General features: G+C 64.5%; 18 protein-coding genes, 4 tRNA genes and 1 riboswitch. Of the genes, 8 read left to right on the plus strand and 14 right to left on the minus strand.

Features of this window, described 5'->3' with window-relative positions; genetic code table 11:
• Positions 1-23 precede the first annotated feature (23 nt).
• From AC5P7S_RS05070 to AC5P7S_RS05085, 4 genes are all read right to left on the minus strand, one after another.
• Positions 24-485 (minus strand): GNAT family N-acetyltransferase, encoded by a 462-nt coding sequence (locus AC5P7S_RS05070; RefSeq protein WP_053500365.1) that lies wholly within the window; start codon positions 483-485, stop codon positions 24-26.
• Positions 486-622: 137 nt separating this feature from the next.
• Complete coding sequence (locus AC5P7S_RS05075) at positions 623-2,245, minus strand: FMN-binding glutamate synthase family protein (protein WP_095377480.1); 1,623 nt, start codon at positions 2,243-2,245, stop codon at positions 623-625.
• Between the two features lie 55 nt (positions 2,246-2,300).
• Entirely contained in the window at positions 2,301-3,587 is a 1,287-nt protein-coding gene (locus tag AC5P7S_RS05080) for a nucleotide sugar dehydrogenase (RefSeq protein ID WP_095377481.1), read from the minus strand.
• Positions 3,588-3,730: 143 nt separating this feature from the next.
• The gene (locus AC5P7S_RS05085) at positions 3,731-4,165 is read right to left on the minus strand and encodes a BLUF domain-containing protein (protein WP_005416006.1); all 435 of its coding nucleotides are present in this window, start codon (positions 4,163-4,165) and stop codon (positions 3,731-3,733) included.
• A 130-nt stretch (positions 4,166-4,295) separates the two neighbouring features.
• Here AC5P7S_RS05085 and AC5P7S_RS05090 point away from each other — a divergent pair.
• Positions 4,296-4,382, plus strand: a tRNA-Leu gene (locus AC5P7S_RS05090).
• Between the two features lie 21 nt (positions 4,383-4,403).
• On the opposite strand, the gene hemN is transcribed toward AC5P7S_RS05090, so the two are convergent.
• Both hemN and AC5P7S_RS05100 read right to left on the minus strand, forming a co-directional pair.
• Positions 4,404-5,813: an oxygen-independent coproporphyrinogen III oxidase gene (hemN, locus tag AC5P7S_RS05095; RefSeq protein WP_032954102.1), complete on the minus strand. Its 1,410-nt coding sequence runs from the start codon at positions 5,811-5,813 to the stop codon at positions 4,404-4,406.
• A gap of 44 nt (positions 5,814-5,857) precedes the next feature.
• Positions 5,858-6,298 carry a group III truncated hemoglobin gene (locus AC5P7S_RS05100; RefSeq protein ID WP_032954077.1) on the minus strand — a complete coding sequence of 147 codons (441 nt, stop codon included), beginning with the start codon at positions 6,296-6,298 and terminating at the stop codon, positions 5,858-5,860.
• 179 nt (positions 6,299-6,477) lie between these two features.
• Here AC5P7S_RS05100 and AC5P7S_RS05105 point away from each other — a divergent pair, with 179 nt between their 5' ends.
• Positions 6,478-6,765 (plus strand): hypothetical protein, encoded by a 288-nt coding sequence (locus AC5P7S_RS05105; RefSeq protein ID WP_014036651.1) that lies wholly within the window; start codon positions 6,478-6,480, stop codon positions 6,763-6,765.
• A complete protein-coding gene (locus AC5P7S_RS05110; RefSeq protein WP_005416002.1) occupies positions 6,762-7,811 on the plus strand; it encodes a 4Fe-4S dicluster domain-containing protein in 1,050 nt (349 codons plus the stop codon). Before AC5P7S_RS05105 ends, AC5P7S_RS05110 begins: the two co-directional genes overlap by 4 nt.
• Before the next feature lie 9 nt (positions 7,812-7,820).
• On the opposite strand, the gene AC5P7S_RS05115 is transcribed toward AC5P7S_RS05110, so the two are convergent.
• Positions 7,821-8,057, minus strand: a complete 237-nt coding sequence (locus AC5P7S_RS05115; RefSeq protein WP_005416001.1) for a hypothetical protein — start codon at positions 8,055-8,057, stop codon at positions 7,821-7,823.
• 359 nt (positions 8,058-8,416) lie between these two features.
• Entirely contained in the window at positions 8,417-8,620 is a 204-nt protein-coding gene (locus tag AC5P7S_RS05120; protein WP_005416000.1) for a helix-turn-helix domain-containing protein, read from the minus strand.
• 111 nt (positions 8,621-8,731) lie between these two features.
• Here AC5P7S_RS05120 and AC5P7S_RS05125 point away from each other — a divergent pair, with 111 nt between their 5' ends.
• The gene (locus AC5P7S_RS05125; protein ID WP_005415999.1) at positions 8,732-9,133 is read left to right on the plus strand and encodes a helix-turn-helix domain-containing protein; all 402 of its coding nucleotides are present in this window, start codon (positions 8,732-8,734) and stop codon (positions 9,131-9,133) included.
• A gap of 22 nt (positions 9,134-9,155) precedes the next feature.
• Positions 9,156-9,219: riboswitch (Fluoride riboswitch) on the plus strand.
• An 81-nt stretch (positions 9,220-9,300) separates the two neighbouring features.
• Complete coding sequence (crcB, locus tag AC5P7S_RS05130; RefSeq protein WP_005415998.1) at positions 9,301-9,693, plus strand: fluoride efflux transporter CrcB; 393 nt, start codon at positions 9,301-9,303, stop codon at positions 9,691-9,693.
• A 3-nt stretch (positions 9,694-9,696) separates the two neighbouring features.
• On the opposite strand, the gene AC5P7S_RS05135 is transcribed toward crcB, so the two are convergent.
• Positions 9,697-10,530, minus strand: a complete 834-nt coding sequence (locus AC5P7S_RS05135; RefSeq protein WP_095377482.1) for an AraC family transcriptional regulator — start codon at positions 10,528-10,530, stop codon at positions 9,697-9,699.
• 188 nt (positions 10,531-10,718) lie between these two features.
• Between AC5P7S_RS05135 and AC5P7S_RS05140 the strand changes: the two genes are divergently transcribed.
• On the plus strand, positions 10,719-11,795 hold the full coding sequence (locus AC5P7S_RS05140) for an alpha/beta hydrolase family protein (protein ID WP_095378794.1): 1,077 nt from the start codon (positions 10,719-10,721) through the stop codon (positions 11,793-11,795).
• Between the two features lie 22 nt (positions 11,796-11,817).
• Here the strand turns inward: AC5P7S_RS05140 and AC5P7S_RS05145 are convergent, their stop codons facing one another.
• From AC5P7S_RS05145 to AC5P7S_RS05165, 5 genes are all read right to left on the minus strand, one after another.
• Complete coding sequence (locus AC5P7S_RS05145; RefSeq protein WP_005415995.1) at positions 11,818-12,087, minus strand: hypothetical protein; 270 nt, start codon at positions 12,085-12,087, stop codon at positions 11,818-11,820.
• 218 nt (positions 12,088-12,305) lie between these two features.
• Positions 12,306-13,220, minus strand: coding sequence for an ADP-ribosylglycohydrolase family protein (locus tag AC5P7S_RS05150; RefSeq protein ID WP_095378791.1), 915 nt, complete (start codon positions 13,218-13,220; stop codon positions 12,306-12,308).
• A gap of 117 nt (positions 13,221-13,337) precedes the next feature.
• Positions 13,338-13,411: transfer RNA gene (locus tag AC5P7S_RS05155), tRNA-Cys, on the minus strand.
• Between the two features lie 66 nt (positions 13,412-13,477).
• Positions 13,478-13,553, minus strand: a tRNA-Gly gene (locus AC5P7S_RS05160).
• A gap of 142 nt (positions 13,554-13,695) precedes the next feature.
• Positions 13,696-13,771, minus strand: a tRNA-Gly gene (locus AC5P7S_RS05165).
• Positions 13,772-13,904: 133 nt separating this feature from the next.
• Between AC5P7S_RS05165 and AC5P7S_RS05170 the strand changes: the two genes are divergently transcribed.
• Together AC5P7S_RS05170 and AC5P7S_RS05175 are read left to right on the plus strand one after the other, a co-directional pair.
• Complete coding sequence (locus AC5P7S_RS05170) at positions 13,905-14,378, plus strand: hypothetical protein (RefSeq protein ID WP_005415993.1); 474 nt, start codon at positions 13,905-13,907, stop codon at positions 14,376-14,378.
• 115 nt (positions 14,379-14,493) lie between these two features.
• Positions 14,494-16,206, plus strand: coding sequence for a hypothetical protein (locus AC5P7S_RS05175; protein ID WP_095378788.1), 1,713 nt, complete (start codon positions 14,494-14,496; stop codon positions 16,204-16,206).
• Positions 16,207-16,332: the final 126 nt, after the last annotated feature.

Here is a 16,332-nt window from a genome sequence, read left to right on the forward strand (position 1 = left end):
TCGAGCCCATGCTCGACGCCACATCACCACGGCCTGCGCATGCTCACCGAGGCCAACGCCACACCGCTGGGATGCGCATAGGCTTCCTCACGCACGCTGACAAAGCCCTGCCGTTGATAGAACGGCACGGCATTGAGCGACGCCGACAGCACCACCTCGCGCTCACGATCGGCCATTGCCAACAGGCGCTGCATCAGCGCCTGGCCGATCCCCTCGCCGCCACGATCGGGATTGACAAACAACGCGTCGACTTCATTGGCATCGACATCAAAGACGCCGAAGCCGAGCAGGCCACCCTGCCCGTCCTCGGCCACCACGCATCCGCCCTGCGACAACAGCCGCGCGTACTGCGACGGTGGCGGCGAGGCCGACCACGGTGCAATGACCTCGGGAGGGTAATGGCTGCTGCAGGTTTCGCGCACACAGCGCGTGCGCAGCGCCCACAGCGTGGCGACATCGTCGATGCTACCGGTCCTGAACTGCATGGCGCCTCCTTGTAGCGCCGAGCCCATGCTCGGCTGCCTTTCTGTAGAGTCAAGCCATGCTTGACTGCTTTTCAATCAGTCATCGCGAGGTCGGAACGAAGAACAGCCGAGCATGGGCTCGGCTCTACAACATCACGCTACCGCGACTTGCTGGCGCGCAGAGCCTGGATCTTCGGCGGCGGCTGGAACGAGTCGCTGCGCGCATCGGCCCAGAAGGCATGGAATACCGCATGGTCGGGCACCTTGTGCAGCAGCTCGCCCGGTTCCAGGTAGCGGTAAAGCGACGCCAGCGAACGGATTTCCACCGGCGACACGCGACGCAGGATGTGCTCCGGCCCCAGCTCGGCCGGATCGTTCAGGCCCGCCGCGCACAACAGTTCCTTCAAGGCATGCAGCGTGTGCTCGTGATAGCTGTACACACGGGTGGCCTTGTCCGGTCCATCCAGATGCTTCCAGCGCGCAGGGTCCTGGGTCGCGATGCCGGTCGGGCATTTGTCGGTGTGGCAGCTCAACGACTGGATGCAGCCCAGCGCGAACATGAAGCCTCGGCCGGCATTGCACCAGTCGGCACCCAGCGCAATGGTGCGCGCGATGTCGAACGCACTGGTGATCTTGCCAGCGGCACCGATGCGGATGCGCTCGCGCAGGTCCAGGCCGACCAGGGTGTTGTGCACCAGCAGCAGTGCTTCATGCATCGGCACGCCGACATGGTCGACGAATTCAGCCGGCGCCGCGCCGGTGCCTCCCTCGGCGCCATCGACCACGATGAAGTCCGGCAGCAGCCCGGTTTCCTGCATCGCCTTGGCGATGCCGAACCATTCCCAGGGGTGGCCGATGGCCAGCTTGAAACCGACCGGCTTGCCACCGGACAACTCGCGCAGCCGGGCCACGAACTGCAACAGTTCGACCGGCGTCGAGAATGCCGAGTGACGCGACGGCGATACGCAGTCCACCCCCATCGGAACACCACGGGTCACCGATATTTCGGCGGTCACCTTTGGTGCCGGCAGCACGCCGCCGTGGCCCGGCTTGGCACCCTGCGACAGCTTGATCTCGATCATCTTGACCTGGTCATCGGTAGCGTTGGCGACGAAGCGCTCTTCGCTGAATCCACCCTTCTCGTCACGGCAGCCGAAGTAGCCCGAGCCGATTTCCCAGACCAGATCGCCGCCCATCTCGCGGTGGTAGGGCGAAATCGAACCTTCGCCGGTGTCGTGGTAGAAGCCGCCGCGCCGCGCACCTTCGTTCAATGCGCGGATCGCGTTGGCCGAGAGCGAACCGAAGCTCATCGCCGAGATGTTGAACACGCTGGCCGAATAAGGCTTGGCGCAGTTCGGCCCAATCAGCACGCGGAAATCATGCTTGGCAATGGAGGTGGGAGCCAGCGAATGGTTGATCCACTCGTAATCCACCGCATAGGTACTGCGCAGGGTACCGAAGGGCACCGTGTCCATTTCGTTCTTTGCGCGCTGGTAGATCAGCGCACGCTGCTGGCGCGAGAACGGCACGTCCTCCAGGTCGCTCTGCACGAAGTACTGGCGGATTTCCGGGCCGATTGATTCCAGGCCATAGCGGAAATGCGCCATCACCGGATAGTTGCGGCGCAGCGTGCTGCGCTTCTGCAGCAGATCCCAGGTCCCCAGCGCCACCATCGCGGCAGTCAGGCCGACGCCCCAGTACCAGGCCGGCCAGATCGTGGCCAACCACAGGCAGATGGGAAACATCAGGATGGCGAGCAGGTAGACGATATACCGGTGCATGGCGTTCCTTGGTTGCAACTGCCTGCGAGTCTACCGCGCCGGCCGTCACCGGCGTTTACAGGCGACCGTCAACCACATTGCGCGGCCAGGCCGATTTCACGTCGTAGACGATGCCGCCGGGTGCCAGCAGCGCCTGGATTGCGGCGTCATCCATGGCTTTGAATAGGGCATGGGCCACTGCCAGGACTACGGCGTCGTAACTCCCCGCCACCGGCTCGGCCAGCCAGTGCACGCCCGCGTCGGCCAATGCCGCCGGGCCGACCCACGGGTCGCTGACCTCCACCTGTGCGCCGGCATCACGCAGGCGCTGCGCCAGTTCCAGCGCGCGGCTGTTGCGCAGGTCCGGGCAATCCTCCTTGAAGGTCACGCCCAGCACCAGGATACGCGACTGCGCAGGTACGCGGCCACGTTCGGCCAGCATTGCCAGCACACGCGACGCCACATGCTCGCCGACGCGGTTGTTGACCTGCCGCGCGGTGTGGATCAGGTCCGGGTGGTAGCCCACGCTCTCGGACTTGTGCAGCAGATAGTACGGGTCCACGCCGATGCAGTGGCCGCCGACCAGGCCCGGCCGGAATGGCAGGAAGTTCCACTTGCTGCCGGCGGCGTCGAGCACATCCTGGGTGTCGATGCCGAGCCGGTCGAAGATCAGCGCCAGCTCATTGACCAGCGCGATGTTGACGTCACGCTGGATGTTCTCCACCACCTTGGCCGCTTCGGCCACACGCATTGACGGCGCCGGGAAGGTGCCGGCGGCGATGATGCGCTGGTACAGGCCATCAATCACCGCAGCCACTTCCGGTGTCGACCCCGAGGTGATCTTGCGGATATCGGCCAGGCGCCGCTGGCGGTCGCCGGGGCTGACCCGCTCCGGGCTGTAACCACAGTAGAAGTCTTCGTTGAAGCGCAGCCCGGAAAGCTGCTCCAGCAACGGCACGCAGACCTCTTCGGTGGTGCCGGGGTACACCGTGGATTCGTAGATCACCAGGTCACCCGCACGCAGGTGGCTGGCGATCAGCCGCGTTGCCGAACGCAGCGGCTCCAGATCGGGCTGCTCATAGGCGTCGATCGGGGTCGGCACGGTAACGATGTAGACATTGCAGGCATCGAGCAATGCCGGATCGCTGCCGTACTGCAACTGCTGTGCACTGGCCAGCTCATCGGCCTCCATTTCCAGCGTATGGTCCTGGCCGTCGCGGAGCTCGGCGATGCGATCAGCATCGATGTCGAAGCCCAGCGTGGGCCAGTGCCGGCCGAAGGCCACCGCCAGCGGCAGGCCCACGTAGCCCAGCCCGATCACCGCGAAGCGCGGCGCCGCTGCTGCCGCAAGCGGCGCGCTCAACGCCGCATCCCATGCAACGGCTGAAATCGCATGCGTACTGCCATGGGCATGGCCGACCTACTCATTCGCTTTGCCACTCCGGGAAGATCCATGCCAGAAAGGCTACAGCCTAACGGCCCGGGTGCCCGGCCGCCAAGGTGGGGTCAGGAGCCCAGTGCGACCGCGGCCGGCTCCAGTTCACCATCGGCGCCGGTCCAGGCCTGCAGCAGGCGCTCGAAGCCACCGCAGCCAAGCACGAAGCCCGGCCATGAGGCGTCGACGATCTGTACCAGCAGTTCTGCCTCAATGCGCCGGGTCCCCATCGACCAGCGCGGGAATGCCCGCTGCGCCACCGGCGCGCGGCACAGCACCTTCAGTTGTCCATGGCTACGCGCATTGGCGATGCGCTGGTACACCGAATCGATGCCATCCTCCGGGCCTTCCAGGTACTGCAGGAAACGGCTGCCATCGAACATCAGCACACCCGTGACACCGGCCACTCGGTTGAATGCGGTGGCATCGGCCAGCAGGCGGTCAAGATCGGTTGTCTGCAGGTCGGCGCGGGCCTCGCTGGCATAGGCAATCGCGTGCAGCGACATCGGGTGGCTCCCCCCTGGGAACGATGCTTTGGACTATGACATGAATGGGAGCGACAGTTAAGCACACCGCCGCTCCACTGCAATCCAGTCGGGATTCCGCAGCTGGGCTACAATCGGCGCCGCGCTGCAGGCCCGGATGGCGAAACTGGTAGACGCATCGGACTTAAAATCCGCCGGGGGCAACCCCATGCCGGTTCGATTCCGGCTCCGGGCACCATCGCACTTTTCACGACGAACGTCAGATCGCACGCGAGTAGCGCGGCTGCTCGCAGGCCGCACGCAGGTACGGGTCGAAGCACATCGCCAGCAGCCGCAGCAACGGCCGTCCAGGCTCGCTGGCGCGCACTATACCGTCACGGTACTCGGCCAGACCGTCCTCCTGCAGCCGCTGCACCGAACGCAGGTCTTCGGCGAAGTACTGCTCGAAATCCACGCCATGGCGCTGGCCCAGCACCGCACCGTCCACTTCGCCCTGGCACATCAGCTGCTGGATCAGTTCTGCGCGCAGCTGGTCGTCGGCGCTGAGCGCCACGCCGCGCCACACCGGCAACTGCCCCTGGTCCACGGCATCCTCCCATGACGGCAGGTCGCGCGGATTCTGGCTGTAGGTGGCACCGATGTGGCTGATCGCACTCACGCCCAGGCCGAGCAGATCGGTATCGGCGTGGGTGGTATAGCCCATGAAATTGCGATGCAGCTGGCCGGCGCGCTGCGCGCGTGACAGATCTTCTTCCGGCAGTGCGAAGTGATCCATGCCGATGTACTGGTAGCCCGCAGTGGAGAGCCTCTCCACCGCCAGGCCCAGCAGCGCCAGCTTGTCTTCCGGCGAAGGCAAGCGGCGTTCGTCGATCTGCTTCTGTGCGCGGAACAGATGCGGCAGGTGTGCGTAGCCGTACACCGCCAGGCGATCCGGGCGCAATGCCAGCACCCGTTCCAGGGTGCGGCCAAACCCTTCCAGGCTCTGTCCCGGCAGCCCATAGATCAGGTCGACGTTGACCGAACGCATGCCGCTGTCGCGGCAGGCCTGCAGGATGTCCAGCGTCTGCTGCACGCCCTGCACGCGGTTGATCGCTTCCTGTACCTGTGGGTCGAAATCCTGCACGCCCAGGCTGGCGCGGTTGAAGCCCAGCCGCGCCAGCATGGCGACATCGCGGGTATCGATGAAGCGCGGATCGAGTTCGATCGAGAAATCGCGCTGCGGTGAATCGCTGAAATCGAAGCGCCGGCGCAGCCCTTCCACCAGCGTGGTCATCGCCTCGGCCTCGAGGAAATTCGGCGTGCCACCGCCCAGGTGCAGCTGGATGACTTCACGGCCGTCCTCGAACTGCGGCGCCAGCAGGTCGGCCTCGGCCAGCACGCGCGCGACGTAGCTGTGGCCACGGCCGCGGTCGCGGGTGATCACCCGGTTGCAGCCGCAGTAGAAGCAGGGACTGGAGCAGAACGGTACATGCACGTACAGCGACAGCGCGCGGGCCAGCTGGTTGCTGTCGGCGATTGCCTGGCGCAGTGCCGGCGCATCGAAGCCATCGTGGAAATGAGGCGCGGTCGGATACGAGGTGTAGCGCGGCCCCGGCCGGTCATGCCGGCGCAGCAGGTCGGGGTCGAAGGTCCAGGCAAGACCGCCGGCGGCGGGTGAGAACGTGTCCATGCCGCCAGCATCGCGCCGGGCGGACGCCACCGCCTTGACCCAGATCAATCGCGGGTGGGGATTTCCAGCACCGGCAGGCCGACCTGCGGCCAGCGCAGCATCTGGTAGCGCTTCCAGAAGGTGTCACCGATGCGCGCGGCCACGTCGTTGGCCAGCGCCTGCATGGGCGGGTTGCCGCACTCGGCGGTGGTGATCCGGAACAGCACCAGCCAGCGGTCGAACAGGTCCTTGTCCAGCTCGATGGCCATGTGCTTGGACATCGGCGAGCCCTTGAAGCGGCGCGTGCCGCGCAGCATTGCCGACCAGAAATCGACCAGCTGCGCCAGATGTTCCGGCCAGTCGTGGACGTGTGCCTCGAACACAGGCCCCAACCGCTCTTCCTCGCGCACGCGTGCATAGAAGTCGTGGACCAGGCGGGTCACTTCCTGCTCAGTGCACAGCCCGGGCGAGGCGACGGGCAGGACAGGCGGCGATATTGCGTTCATCGGGGTACCCAAAGCTTGCCGGCAGTGTGCCGTAGCTGGCCGGCACCGCCGTTGATCCAGATCAATGTCGGCGCAGTCCGCTGCACCTAGTCTGGCATTCCTGCAGGAAGCATGCCCTGCGGATGCTGCGCCAGCCTCGGCGGAGTATACGCGCCGCCCTCACTCCGACCCGGGACAGCATGAACAGACCCTCTCCCAGCCGCCGCCAGCAGCTGATCCAGCACTGGGGCGCCATCCTCTGGCCCAGCTTCATCGCTGCAGGCCTGGCCAGCGTGGTGTTCTTCGCCTTTGTCGACCCGCTGCGTCTGCAGGCGATCAGCTTTCCGGGTACGGCGATCAGCCGCGAACTGGGCTATACGGCAGGATTCTTCATGTTCTGGTCGGTGACCGCACTGTCCAGCGCGGTCACCTGGTACCTGCAGCGACCGATGCCAAGCGACGACGACGACGAGCTGCCGCTGGGATGAGTACGGCCTGCACCGGAATCCCACGCCGCTGGCATTGGCGCGCCGCGCTCAGCATGCTCTTGCTGGCCTTGTTCTATGCCCTGCCATGGCTGCGCTGGAATGGGCGGCAGGCCCTGCTGCTGGACATCAACGCACGGCGCTTTGACCTGTTTGGCTGGACATTGTGGCCCGGCGATGTTGGCGTGCTGATAGGGTTGCTGGCGGTGCTGGCGGTGGGCCTCGCGCTGCTCACCCACCTCGCCGGCCGCATCTGGTGCGGCCACGCCTGCCCACAGACGCTATGGCGCCGCGCCTTCGACTGGATTGCGCGCGCCATGGCCCGGGCCTTGCCAGCGCCCGCCGTGCGCCCTGCCACCCAGGTGGCATGGGGGCTGCTGTCGCTGTGGACCGGCGTCACGTTCGTCGGTCTGTTCAGCCCGATCGAAGAACTGGTGGCCGCCGCGCCGCATGCCGGCTGGAGCGGCTGGGAAACGTTCTGGGTGCTGTTCTATGCCGCCGCCACCTGGGGCAATGCCGGCTTCCTGCGCGAGCAGGTGTGCCGTTCGCTGTGCCCGTTCGCGCGCCTGCAGCCGCTGCTGACCGATCCGCATACACCCCGCATGTTGTACGACGCGCGCCGCGGCGAACCGCGCGGCATGCGTCCGTCGGGGCTGGGGGGCGTGCTCGGACGCGGCCGTGGCCTGCTCGACCCGACCACCGCACAGGACTACGTGTTCCGCGCTGCACATCCGCTGCTGGCCGGACCGATGCCCACCTTCAGCGCCGACCGCCTGGGCGACTGCACCGATTGCGCTGCCTGTGTCAGCGCCTGCCCGATGCAACTGGATATCCGCCAGGGACCTCAGGCCGATTGCCTGGCCTGCGGCGCCTGCCTGGAGGCCTGCTCGCGGCAGCAGCACCAGGCCGGTTTCGGCCCGGGGCTGGTGCGCTACTGCAGTCCGCAGGCCATGGCCGGGCAACCGCGGCAATGGTGGCGACCGCGGACCCTGGCACTGCTGTCGATGCTGCTGGCGCTGTTGGCCTGCGGCGCCTGGCGCCTGCTTTGAATCAACGGATCAACGCGGCCCGTTGGCGTGCGGCGGCACCAGCTGCGCACGTCGCACGATGCCCAGCTGCTCGATGATCAGCGCCATTTCATTGGTGACTTCGGTACGCTCGGTCCCCTGCGGGACCAGGCGGTCCAGCACCTGCTGGTAGGTATCCCAGAACGCCGGACCGCATCCGTGTTTGTGATAACTGGCTTCCAGTTCGCGGCGTACCCGTTCAGCCAAGCCATGCATGCCGTATTCCATACGACCTCCGTTGGACTTGTTCTGCATCGTTGACGGTCTACCGACTCACTTGCGAGCTACTGAAAGACTCCCGGGCTTCACGTCCGGTTGATCCCAATTAGTCATAGATTTCACGACAGGTCAATTACATACCGCGACTTTCGTGATCGAAATTATTAATCGTTCACGAAACCACATACGGGGAGACGGGGTGCCCGGATGGGTCGGACCCGACACACTGCCCCGATTTCCCCGGTCCCGCCTTGGTAGGCGCCATCGATGGGCCAGCCCCGTTTCATCGAAGTTTCCAATATTGCTAAGCATACTTAGCAAATGCCGCTTAGGGTGCTATATGCGACAAAAGGCGGCGCAGTTGAGGCTTACTCGCCCTGCGTATCCTCAGTCGCGGGGAACAGGTTGGGATAGCGCTGATGCAGGATGTATTGGCGTAGCGCAGGAATCGGGAAGTTCTTGGGCCATTGCGACACGGCAGATCGGCTTATGCCAAAAAAGCGCGCCAGTTCGGCATCGGTCCGGAAACCCAGCCGGGCGCGTACCTGCCCCTTGCTCCAGAATTCGGTCACGGTCGGTCCTTCTGTTAACCAGACTTATTCTTGGAACAAGGGAACTTTGCGATCCACGCGTTAAGCTGGCTTGCATAGATGAATACTCTCGGCCAACGACTCGCCATTGCCATGAAGAAAGCCGGGCACCCTCGCCCGGCCGATCTGGCCCGCGCCGCCGATTCGACGACGGCAACCATCAGCAACTGGCTCAACGACCATGTCAGCCCCGCCCATGTGAAGGCCGAACAGCTGTTCCGCATCGCCGATGCGGCCAAACTGGACGCGCGTGAACTGCTGTACGGCGTGAGCGGGCTTGGCGTCGGTGAGCGGGGCAATACCTATATCCCCAGCCAGGCCCACCTGGATGTCTGGCAGGACGCCTATGAACTGGTCAGCCACCTGGTGGAGGAGAAAGGGCTGGAGATCGACCACCGCCGCCACGCGGCCCTGGACCTGCTGGCCTTCGAACTGCTGATGGACGGCTTCAGCCGCAGCAAGGTCATCCGGGTGCTGACGACCTCGATGACGTGAATGCACTACCACTGGTAGCATGGTCGCGGATGGGGATGGGGCTCCCCCGATAACCGCCTGAAAGGGCTGATGGCTCCTGCCAGGACGAACCGGCGTTCGTCGATGGCGGGCCATGCCTGTCGTCGGCGTTCGCCATCGAATCAGCGAACCCGCAACCGAGGCATGTGATGCACGCATTGAACAATTATCTGCTGGTCTTCGTCGGCGGCGGGCTCGGCGCCTGCCTTCGCCATGCCTGCAACCTGATCGGTACGCGGGTAGCGGTCGGCAGCCCGTGGCCGTGGTCGACCTTCCTGATCAACATCAGCGGTGCACTGCTGATGGGCGCGCTGGTCGAAGCCTTCGCCCTGCGCAATGGCGCGTCGCCGCAGCTGCGCCTTCTGCTGGCCACCGGCGTCCTCGGCGGCTACACCACGTTCTCCACCTACGCGCTGGAAATCGGTCTGCTGCTGCAGCGCGGCCAGCATGGCCTGGCAGCGTTGTACGCCGGCGGTTCGGTGGCACTGGGCCTGGTTGGCCTGTTCGCTGGCATGAAACTGGCCCGGCTGGTGCTGGGCTGAGGCTCAGCCCGCGCCGGCGCGGGCCTGTCCGCGCCACTCCCGCGGCGACTGCCCGGTATGTGCCTTGAATGCGCGCGACAGCGCGGCTTCGCTACCATAGCCAACGTCATCAGCGATCCGCTTCAACGGGCGCCCCTGACGCAGTGCCTGCTGCGCCAGGCCCACCCGCCAGCCCTGCAGGTACTGGCCCGGGGTGGTACCCATCGCCTCACGGAAACTGGCAGCAAATACGCTGCGTGACATGCCGGCCACCTCGGCCAGGTCTTCCAGGGTCCAGGACTGTGCGGGCGCTTCATGCATCGCCACCAGCGCCAGCCGCAGCCGCGGATGCCCCAGCCCGGCAAACAGGCCACCACGCATCTCCCCCCCTTCCATCAGCTGCCGCAGCACCTGGATCATCACCACCTCGAACAGCCGGTTGACCATCGCCGCACGACCGCAGCGCTGCTCGAAGGCTTCTTCGAACAGCAGCTCCAGCGCTGCGTTGCCGCCGTACAGATCGGCCAGCGGCAGGCAGATGAAATCGGGCAACGCCGCGCTGATCGGGTTGAGCCGCCCGCCCTCGAAATTCAGATTAGCGCAGGCCATGTCGGCGCCGTGCTGCGGATCGGTGCTGAACCGATGCGGCATCGGCCGTGGGTACAGCAGCAGGCTCGGCACCTCGACCTGGACAGTCTGCTGGCCATGGCTGACCTGCAACGGGCCACGTCGCACCAGATGCAGCTGCCCAGCGTCATCCTCGCCCGCCAGCGAGTTGATGCCGCACAGCGCGCCGGCATGGAACACCGAGGCGGTAACCGCAAAGCGTTCAAGCAGAATGGCGAGACGGTCGACCATGACGGGACCCTGGGTAAAGTAGAAAGAGATCAAGGCGACACATCGTATCGGAATCACCCCCGTAGCGGACGTGATCAACTCGGGGAGCGGGTGTCCCCCCCCCAGCCCGCCCTTCCTGCGGCAGTGCAGCGCGCGCAACATTTCGCTGGCATCTATGCTCGGGGTCATTCCCGCATGGAATGACCCCGATGCCCGCCCTGCTTCGATGCGCCCTCGCCCTCGGCCTGCTGCTGCCTTCGACGACCTTGCTGGCGTCAGCGCCAACGGCGGCACGCACGCTGAGCGGCGAGCTGCAGGGCGCGCCGTGGCGCCTGGACGTGCCGGCCGACTGGAACGGTGACCTGGTGATGCTGGCGCACGGCTACGAGCCGGTAGGCGTGCCACGTGCTACGCCGATGGCCGCCAATGACGGCACCGCGCCACTGCTGGCGGCAGGCTACGCCGTCGCGCAGAGCGCCTATGCCAGCCAGGGCTGGGCGGTGGCCGATGCGATCACCGACATGGAACGCCTGCGCCGGCATGCAGTGGCTGAACTCAAGCATGTGCGCCATGTCTGGATGCTGGGATTTTCGATGGGCGGCGCCGTGACCCTCGCCAGCCTCGAGCGGTTCCCGCAACACTACGCCGGTGGTGTGTCGCTATGCGGCGCCAATCTCAGTGGCGAACAGATCGCGAGTAATCTGCTGACCACGCTGGTCGCTTTCGATTACTTCTTTGCCAAGGCCGAAGGCCTGCCGGCTGCGGGACTGGTCTCACGCGAAGCGGCTGCGCTGCCACAGGGCGAACTGTACCAAGGCATCTCCAATGCGCTGCAACGCAGCCCCTCGCATGCCGCGTTGCTGGCACAGCGGCTGCAGGTGTCCGCTGATGCACTGGCCGGCACGATCAGCCTGCATTCACTGGTCCTGCACGAACTGGCCACGCGCAGTGGCGGCATGCCGGTGGGCAACAGAGGTGTGGCTTACAGCGGCTTCGGTGACGACAGGGCGTTCAATGCCGGCGTGCAACGTGTCGACGCCGTGCCTGCCGCGCAGGCCGCTGTCCGCAGGGAGCTGGCATTGAGCGGTGCGTTGAGGCGACCGCTGGTGATCCAGTTCAACAACAACGACCCGACGATCGTGCCGCGCATGCAGACGGTGTATCCGCAGACGGCCGCACGGGCCGGCGCCCGTCCGCTGCCACAGGTGCTGCCGCGCGTTGGCGAAGGCCATTGTGGCTTCTCCGGCGCGCAGATCATCGAGGCGTTGAAGGCCGCGCAGCGTTGAGCAATCGCGGCCCGCGCGCAGCTCAGCCGCCCAGCGTGCCCATCGTGAAGGTGTAGCCCGAGCTCATCAGGAATTCGCGCATGCGCATTTCCGCGCGCCGTGGTGAGGCCAGGTTGGCCGGCGCGTACAGGGCATACACCAGGCCCGACCCTTCAATATGCTCGCGGCGCACCCCGCAGCGGGCGGTTTCCGAGGCGATGACCCATCCGTCCTTCAGCCGATCCGGGCCAATGGATTGCCCGTTCTTCAAGCGGAAGGTCAACCAGCGCACATCTGCCGTGACTTTGCTCATTTCCGTTTCGCTCCGTGGCTGGAACGACGCGTGATGTCCTTGCTCGCCATTGCGGCTCCCTGAGACGTGGAACTCGACCATAGCGCCTTTCCATGTCGTGGCCCGCTGAGACTGGCGACCGGGGCGTGGCGGACTGCTGCAGGTGATGCAGCGCGGCGTCGGAAATGGCGGCGGCAGGGAGCATCCTGCCGGCGCAGTTCACAGGCAGGGAACCCGACTCACGCAGCGCGGTCGCTGCCCTGGTTCAAGGCGTGCAGCGCATCGGCCAGCGCCTGGATTTCGGCACGCAGGGCCAGCCGCTGTAACCACCGCCCGGGGATTCCGCGCGCACCATGGAATGCGCCCGCCAGCTGCCCCGCAATGGCGGCCGTGGTGTCGGCGTCCTCGCCAAGATTGGCCGCCTCGAGTACGACGGCTTCAAAGGTGTCGTGGCGATCAAAGCACCAGAGTGCAGCTTCCAGACTGTCGACAACATAGCCATTGCCACGGATCTGCTCACGCGCGGCACCGCGGTAGCCGCCCGCCGCGATCTGCTGCAGCCGTGCGCTCTCGACAGGGACATTGCTGAGATCCAGCACCGCGTCACGGGTGCCACCTGCCAACGCCCGCTCCAGCGCGACCGCCAGCAAGCGGCACGCCTCCAGGCACTCCTGCGCAGCGTGCGTCGTTCGCGAACTCAGCTCGGCCATTGCCTGCAGGTCGGGAGTCCCGGCGTAGCGCAATGCCACCGGCGCCAAACGCATGATCGAGCCATTGCCAGCGCTGCGTGGGTCGTCACTACCCGCCAGCGGTTGGCCGTCCTGCAGGAACCGGTCGATGGCAGCCCGCGTTGCCATACCGATATCGAAGCACTCGCCGGTCGCACTCCAGTACCCATGCCGGTACCAGTTGGCGTAGCGGTTCATCTGATCGTGCACATCGAAGGTGTCACAACGCACCAGGCTCTCGGCCAGGCACATCGCCATGGAGGTATCGTCGGTCCATTGCCCCGGCTGCAGCTGGAACGGCCCACCACCCACCATGTCGGTGATCGGGGTGAAGCTGCCACGAGGCTTGAACTCCAGCGTGGTACCGACGGCATCGCCGCACGCGAGGCCGAGCAAGGCGCCGCGGAAGTGATCAATCTGGTTCATCACACGAGTGTAGCGCCACCGCATCTGCCATGACTGACTGCCGAGCGGTGATCGCGCGAGCGGGGAATCGATCGCAGCCAAACAAAAAAGCCCTGACCGGAGTCAGGGCTTTTCAATTGGAGGCCTCAAGCGGAATCGAACCGCTGTAAACGGATTTGCAATCCGGTGCATAGCCACTCTGCCATGAGGCCAACGTACTGCGCGCCAGGAACCTAGCCCTGACAAGACAAAACCCCAAGATGGGGCCTGTCGGAACATGGAGCGGGAAACGAGACTCGAACTCGCGACCTCAACCTTGGCAAGGTTGCGCTCTACCAACTGAGCTATTCCCGCGTAAGCCGACATGCTACCGGAAATCCGGAAAACACACCAGCGATTTCACTTTTCTGACTGCGCGTAAAGCCTTGTGGCCCAACGTGCCCCGCCTTGCCGTGGCGGGAGAAAAACAAGGCCCCTACCGGGGCCCTGTAGAATCTGGAGCGGGAAACGAGACTCGAACTCGCGACCTCAACCTTGGCAAGGTTGCGCTCTACCAACTGAGCTATTCCCGCAGATTCCATTCGACCTGCGTCGAAGGAGCGCTATTGTGTCCAAATTCCTTCACGCCGTCAACAGTCTTCACATCATGCGGTCACGGGCGTCCGCACTGGGTTACGCTGCCCCGCCCAAGCACGGACACCCCCGATGCCGAGACGCTACGTCCGCCTGTTCTGGTTGCTGGTCGCGCTGACCTGGTTGGCGCTGATCGCCGCACTTGTCAATGCTGGCTTCACTCCGGACTACTGGCTGCTGCATCGCCTGGAAGGCGCCCAGCTGCCCTATCCGACCAGCACCGTCATCGTGTTCGCATTGCTGGGCACGGTTGAACTGGTGGTGGCGGCGCTGATCGTGCGCCCGTGGAAACTCAAACGCCTGTGGCTGCGCCTGCTGATCGCCTTCGCCCTGCTGCTGGTGTGGTCGATACCGTGGATGCTGTCGGCGATGCACCAGCCGCCGGTACAAGGCATGCACCTGCTGTGGTTGCTGCTGCTGGACGTGGGATTGCTGCTGGCGCTGTGCGGGGTGTCGGCGGTGAGTGCATGGCGGGCGTTCATAAGCTCACCGCATGGCTGCCGCAGGGAGAAGACGCGCAGAGATGGCCTACGCATTTCAGAATAGTTGCATGGACCCGCAGCGGACCGGCGAAGGACAGTACCTGACCCGAGGCCCACAGCGCCGACAATACTTTCACTGCCGCTGCTCTGCATATGCCTCTGCCAAACCGGGATAAATCATGCAGCAGTCGAGCCAGCGGGCATCACAGCTCCCCGACGACGCGGATCCGCTTGACGCAGCGTTGCCAGCAATGGCTGGAGACCGCCCGATTACGCCCTTGGAACTTGCCACGCGACTTTCCGCAGCCTGCCCCTTTCAGGTCGTCCGATACGCCGACATCAAGGATGAGGTACCGCAGGACTCAACATACGCACCAGAGCACTACGTCTGGGGTGATCCCGATGAGTTGGTTCTCTTGGTTGATGGCGACCTCAAGCTCGACACGCTGGACCTGGACGACCCGCTGGCCCCGTGGCGGGAAGAAGATCTTGGTGCGTACATCCGTTTCATCTTGGTTCGCGGCAATGCAGAGATAGCACGCCATGTTCACAGCCTTGAAACCGACGGCGCATGCGGATTGCTTGTCTCGGGCGACCTGACGACAACCAATGCCATCGTCGGCGGACAGGAAATCCGCGTAGGCGGCAACCTACTGGTCCGCGAGCTGTTCTGGGGCGACTACAACCACGGGGAACTGCACGTGGTCGGGAACACCCAGGCAGCGCTTCTCATTCAGACCGACTACTCCATGCAATTCGATGGCTCGGTTCACTGCATTCGCAGGATGGACGACGAAGCCATCATTGACGACGGAATTGAGCAGATCATCGAACCCGATTGTCTGTTACGCGAATCCGAGGGTCCGGACAGCTTCTGGTCATTGGACGCGGGAGCCATGCTGCAAAGGCTCACTGCCGGGAAGAGCGTCATCCGTGCGGAGGGTCTGTCAGCGCGAGACCCGATGCTATGCACAATGAACCTGTTTAGCGACGCCACTGTCAGTGCAGAAAGCCTGCTACGCATTTGTGGAGAAGACATGCTTCCCATGGATACCCGGACCTATGAATTCCACCGCAGCGGCATCTCACTTCTAGCAAGTGCTGGCACCGCCAACGCCGACGCCGACGCCGACGCCCGCGTATACACCGTGCAGATGGAAGATCCTTCGAAGAACATCGCTGCACGCCTCGTAATGTGGCGCACCGATGCAACCGCCAGCACCACGGCCTCTTACATAGGAGGTGCTGGATCTGGCTGGAGCCTACTGAAGTACATCTGCAGCGATGCTGGACAGGATCAGCGCGAATGGGACGAGGTTGAGTCACATGACATCCAGCCACCCTTCATCGCACTCATCCTCGGCGGGTGGCGATTTCTTGAGGAAGGCGCATCGAACCGAAAAAGGACTGCGGAGACAATTTCAGCGGCCGAGATACGCGGTCTACTGGCGCTTCCGATCTGTCAGCCATACGACGACTATGGCGATGGTGACCGTTGCGGATTGTGGGTGGGTCACTGTCATGCGGCGTTTCGCCAAGAGAAACGCGGGCCCGGCAGCGAGGGGCCCATGCTCCGACTTTCACGGGAACTTCAACAGACCGACGGTAGCAGCGTCACCGAAAGCTACTACTACTACGTTGAGACCTGCATGGATGGACGGGAGCGCGTTCACATTCGTTACAAGGCAGACCTGCGCACTGAAGACTCGCCGGTTCAGATAGATCCTGTCGGAGGGGAGGCGCTGGCCGACGCACTACAACTTTTCAAGCGTGGCGCAAGGGAAATGCACGGCACAAATTCAGGCCTACTGAAAGGAAGAACACCCTACTTCGCAAAAGATCATGCGTTCGCGGTGAACTTCTGGAAGCAGCAGGGATACCTGCCCGAGTAGATGCCAGAGTTCTTTCAGAAACCGACGGCAGTCCAGGCCTTCTAGCTATCCGCATCCGTTATATGGCTGCTGCTGGCCTTCGCACTCATCCATGCCGGCTTCAAGCCAGACTACTGGCAACTGTGT

The organism is Stenotrophomonas sp. YJH_SMC_32, from assembly GCF_059369975.1.

Bases quoted from the DNA above. Each gene is read 5' to 3' on its own strand.
- AC5P7S_RS05070 (WP_053500365.1), bottom strand. From the start codon at position 485: ATGCAGTTCAGGACCGGTAGCATCGACGATGTCGCCACGCTGTGGGCG.
- AC5P7S_RS05075 (WP_095377480.1), bottom strand. From the start codon at position 2,245: ATGCACCGGTATATCGTCTACCTGCTCGCCATCCTGATGTTTCCCATC.
- AC5P7S_RS05085 (WP_005416006.1), bottom strand. From the start codon at position 4,165: ATGTCGCTGCACGCGATTGCCTATGCCAGCGAGGCCCGCGCCGACCTG.
- hemN (WP_032954102.1), bottom strand. From the start codon at position 5,813: ATGGACACGTTCTCACCCGCCGCCGGCGGTCTTGCCTGGACCTTCGAC.
- AC5P7S_RS05100 (WP_032954077.1), bottom strand. From the start codon at position 6,298: ATGAACGCAATATCGCCGCCTGTCCTGCCCGTCGCCTCGCCCGGGCTG.
- AC5P7S_RS05105 (WP_014036651.1), top strand. From the start codon at position 6,478: ATGAACAGACCCTCTCCCAGCCGCCGCCAGCAGCTGATCCAGCACTGG.
- AC5P7S_RS05110 (WP_005416002.1), top strand. From the start codon at position 6,762: ATGAGTACGGCCTGCACCGGAATCCCACGCCGCTGGCATTGGCGCGCC.
- AC5P7S_RS05115 (WP_005416001.1), bottom strand. From the start codon at position 8,057: ATGGAATACGGCATGCATGGCTTGGCTGAACGGGTACGCCGCGAACTG.
- AC5P7S_RS05125 (WP_005415999.1), top strand. From the start codon at position 8,732: ATGAAGAAAGCCGGGCACCCTCGCCCGGCCGATCTGGCCCGCGCCGCC.
- crcB (WP_005415998.1), top strand. From the start codon at position 9,301: ATGCACGCATTGAACAATTATCTGCTGGTCTTCGTCGGCGGCGGGCTC.
- AC5P7S_RS05135 (WP_095377482.1), bottom strand. From the start codon at position 10,530: ATGGTCGACCGTCTCGCCATTCTGCTTGAACGCTTTGCGGTTACCGCC.
- AC5P7S_RS05140 (WP_095378794.1), top strand. From the start codon at position 10,719: ATGCCCGCCCTGCTTCGATGCGCCCTCGCCCTCGGCCTGCTGCTGCCT.
- AC5P7S_RS05145 (WP_005415995.1), bottom strand. From the start codon at position 12,087: ATGAGCAAAGTCACGGCAGATGTGCGCTGGTTGACCTTCCGCTTGAAG.
- AC5P7S_RS05150 (WP_095378791.1), bottom strand. From the start codon at position 13,220: ATGAACCAGATTGATCACTTCCGCGGCGCCTTGCTCGGCCTCGCGTGC.
- AC5P7S_RS05170 (WP_005415993.1), top strand. From the start codon at position 13,905: ATGCCGAGACGCTACGTCCGCCTGTTCTGGTTGCTGGTCGCGCTGACC.
- AC5P7S_RS05175 (WP_095378788.1), top strand. From the start codon at position 14,494: ATGCAGCAGTCGAGCCAGCGGGCATCACAGCTCCCCGACGACGCGGAT.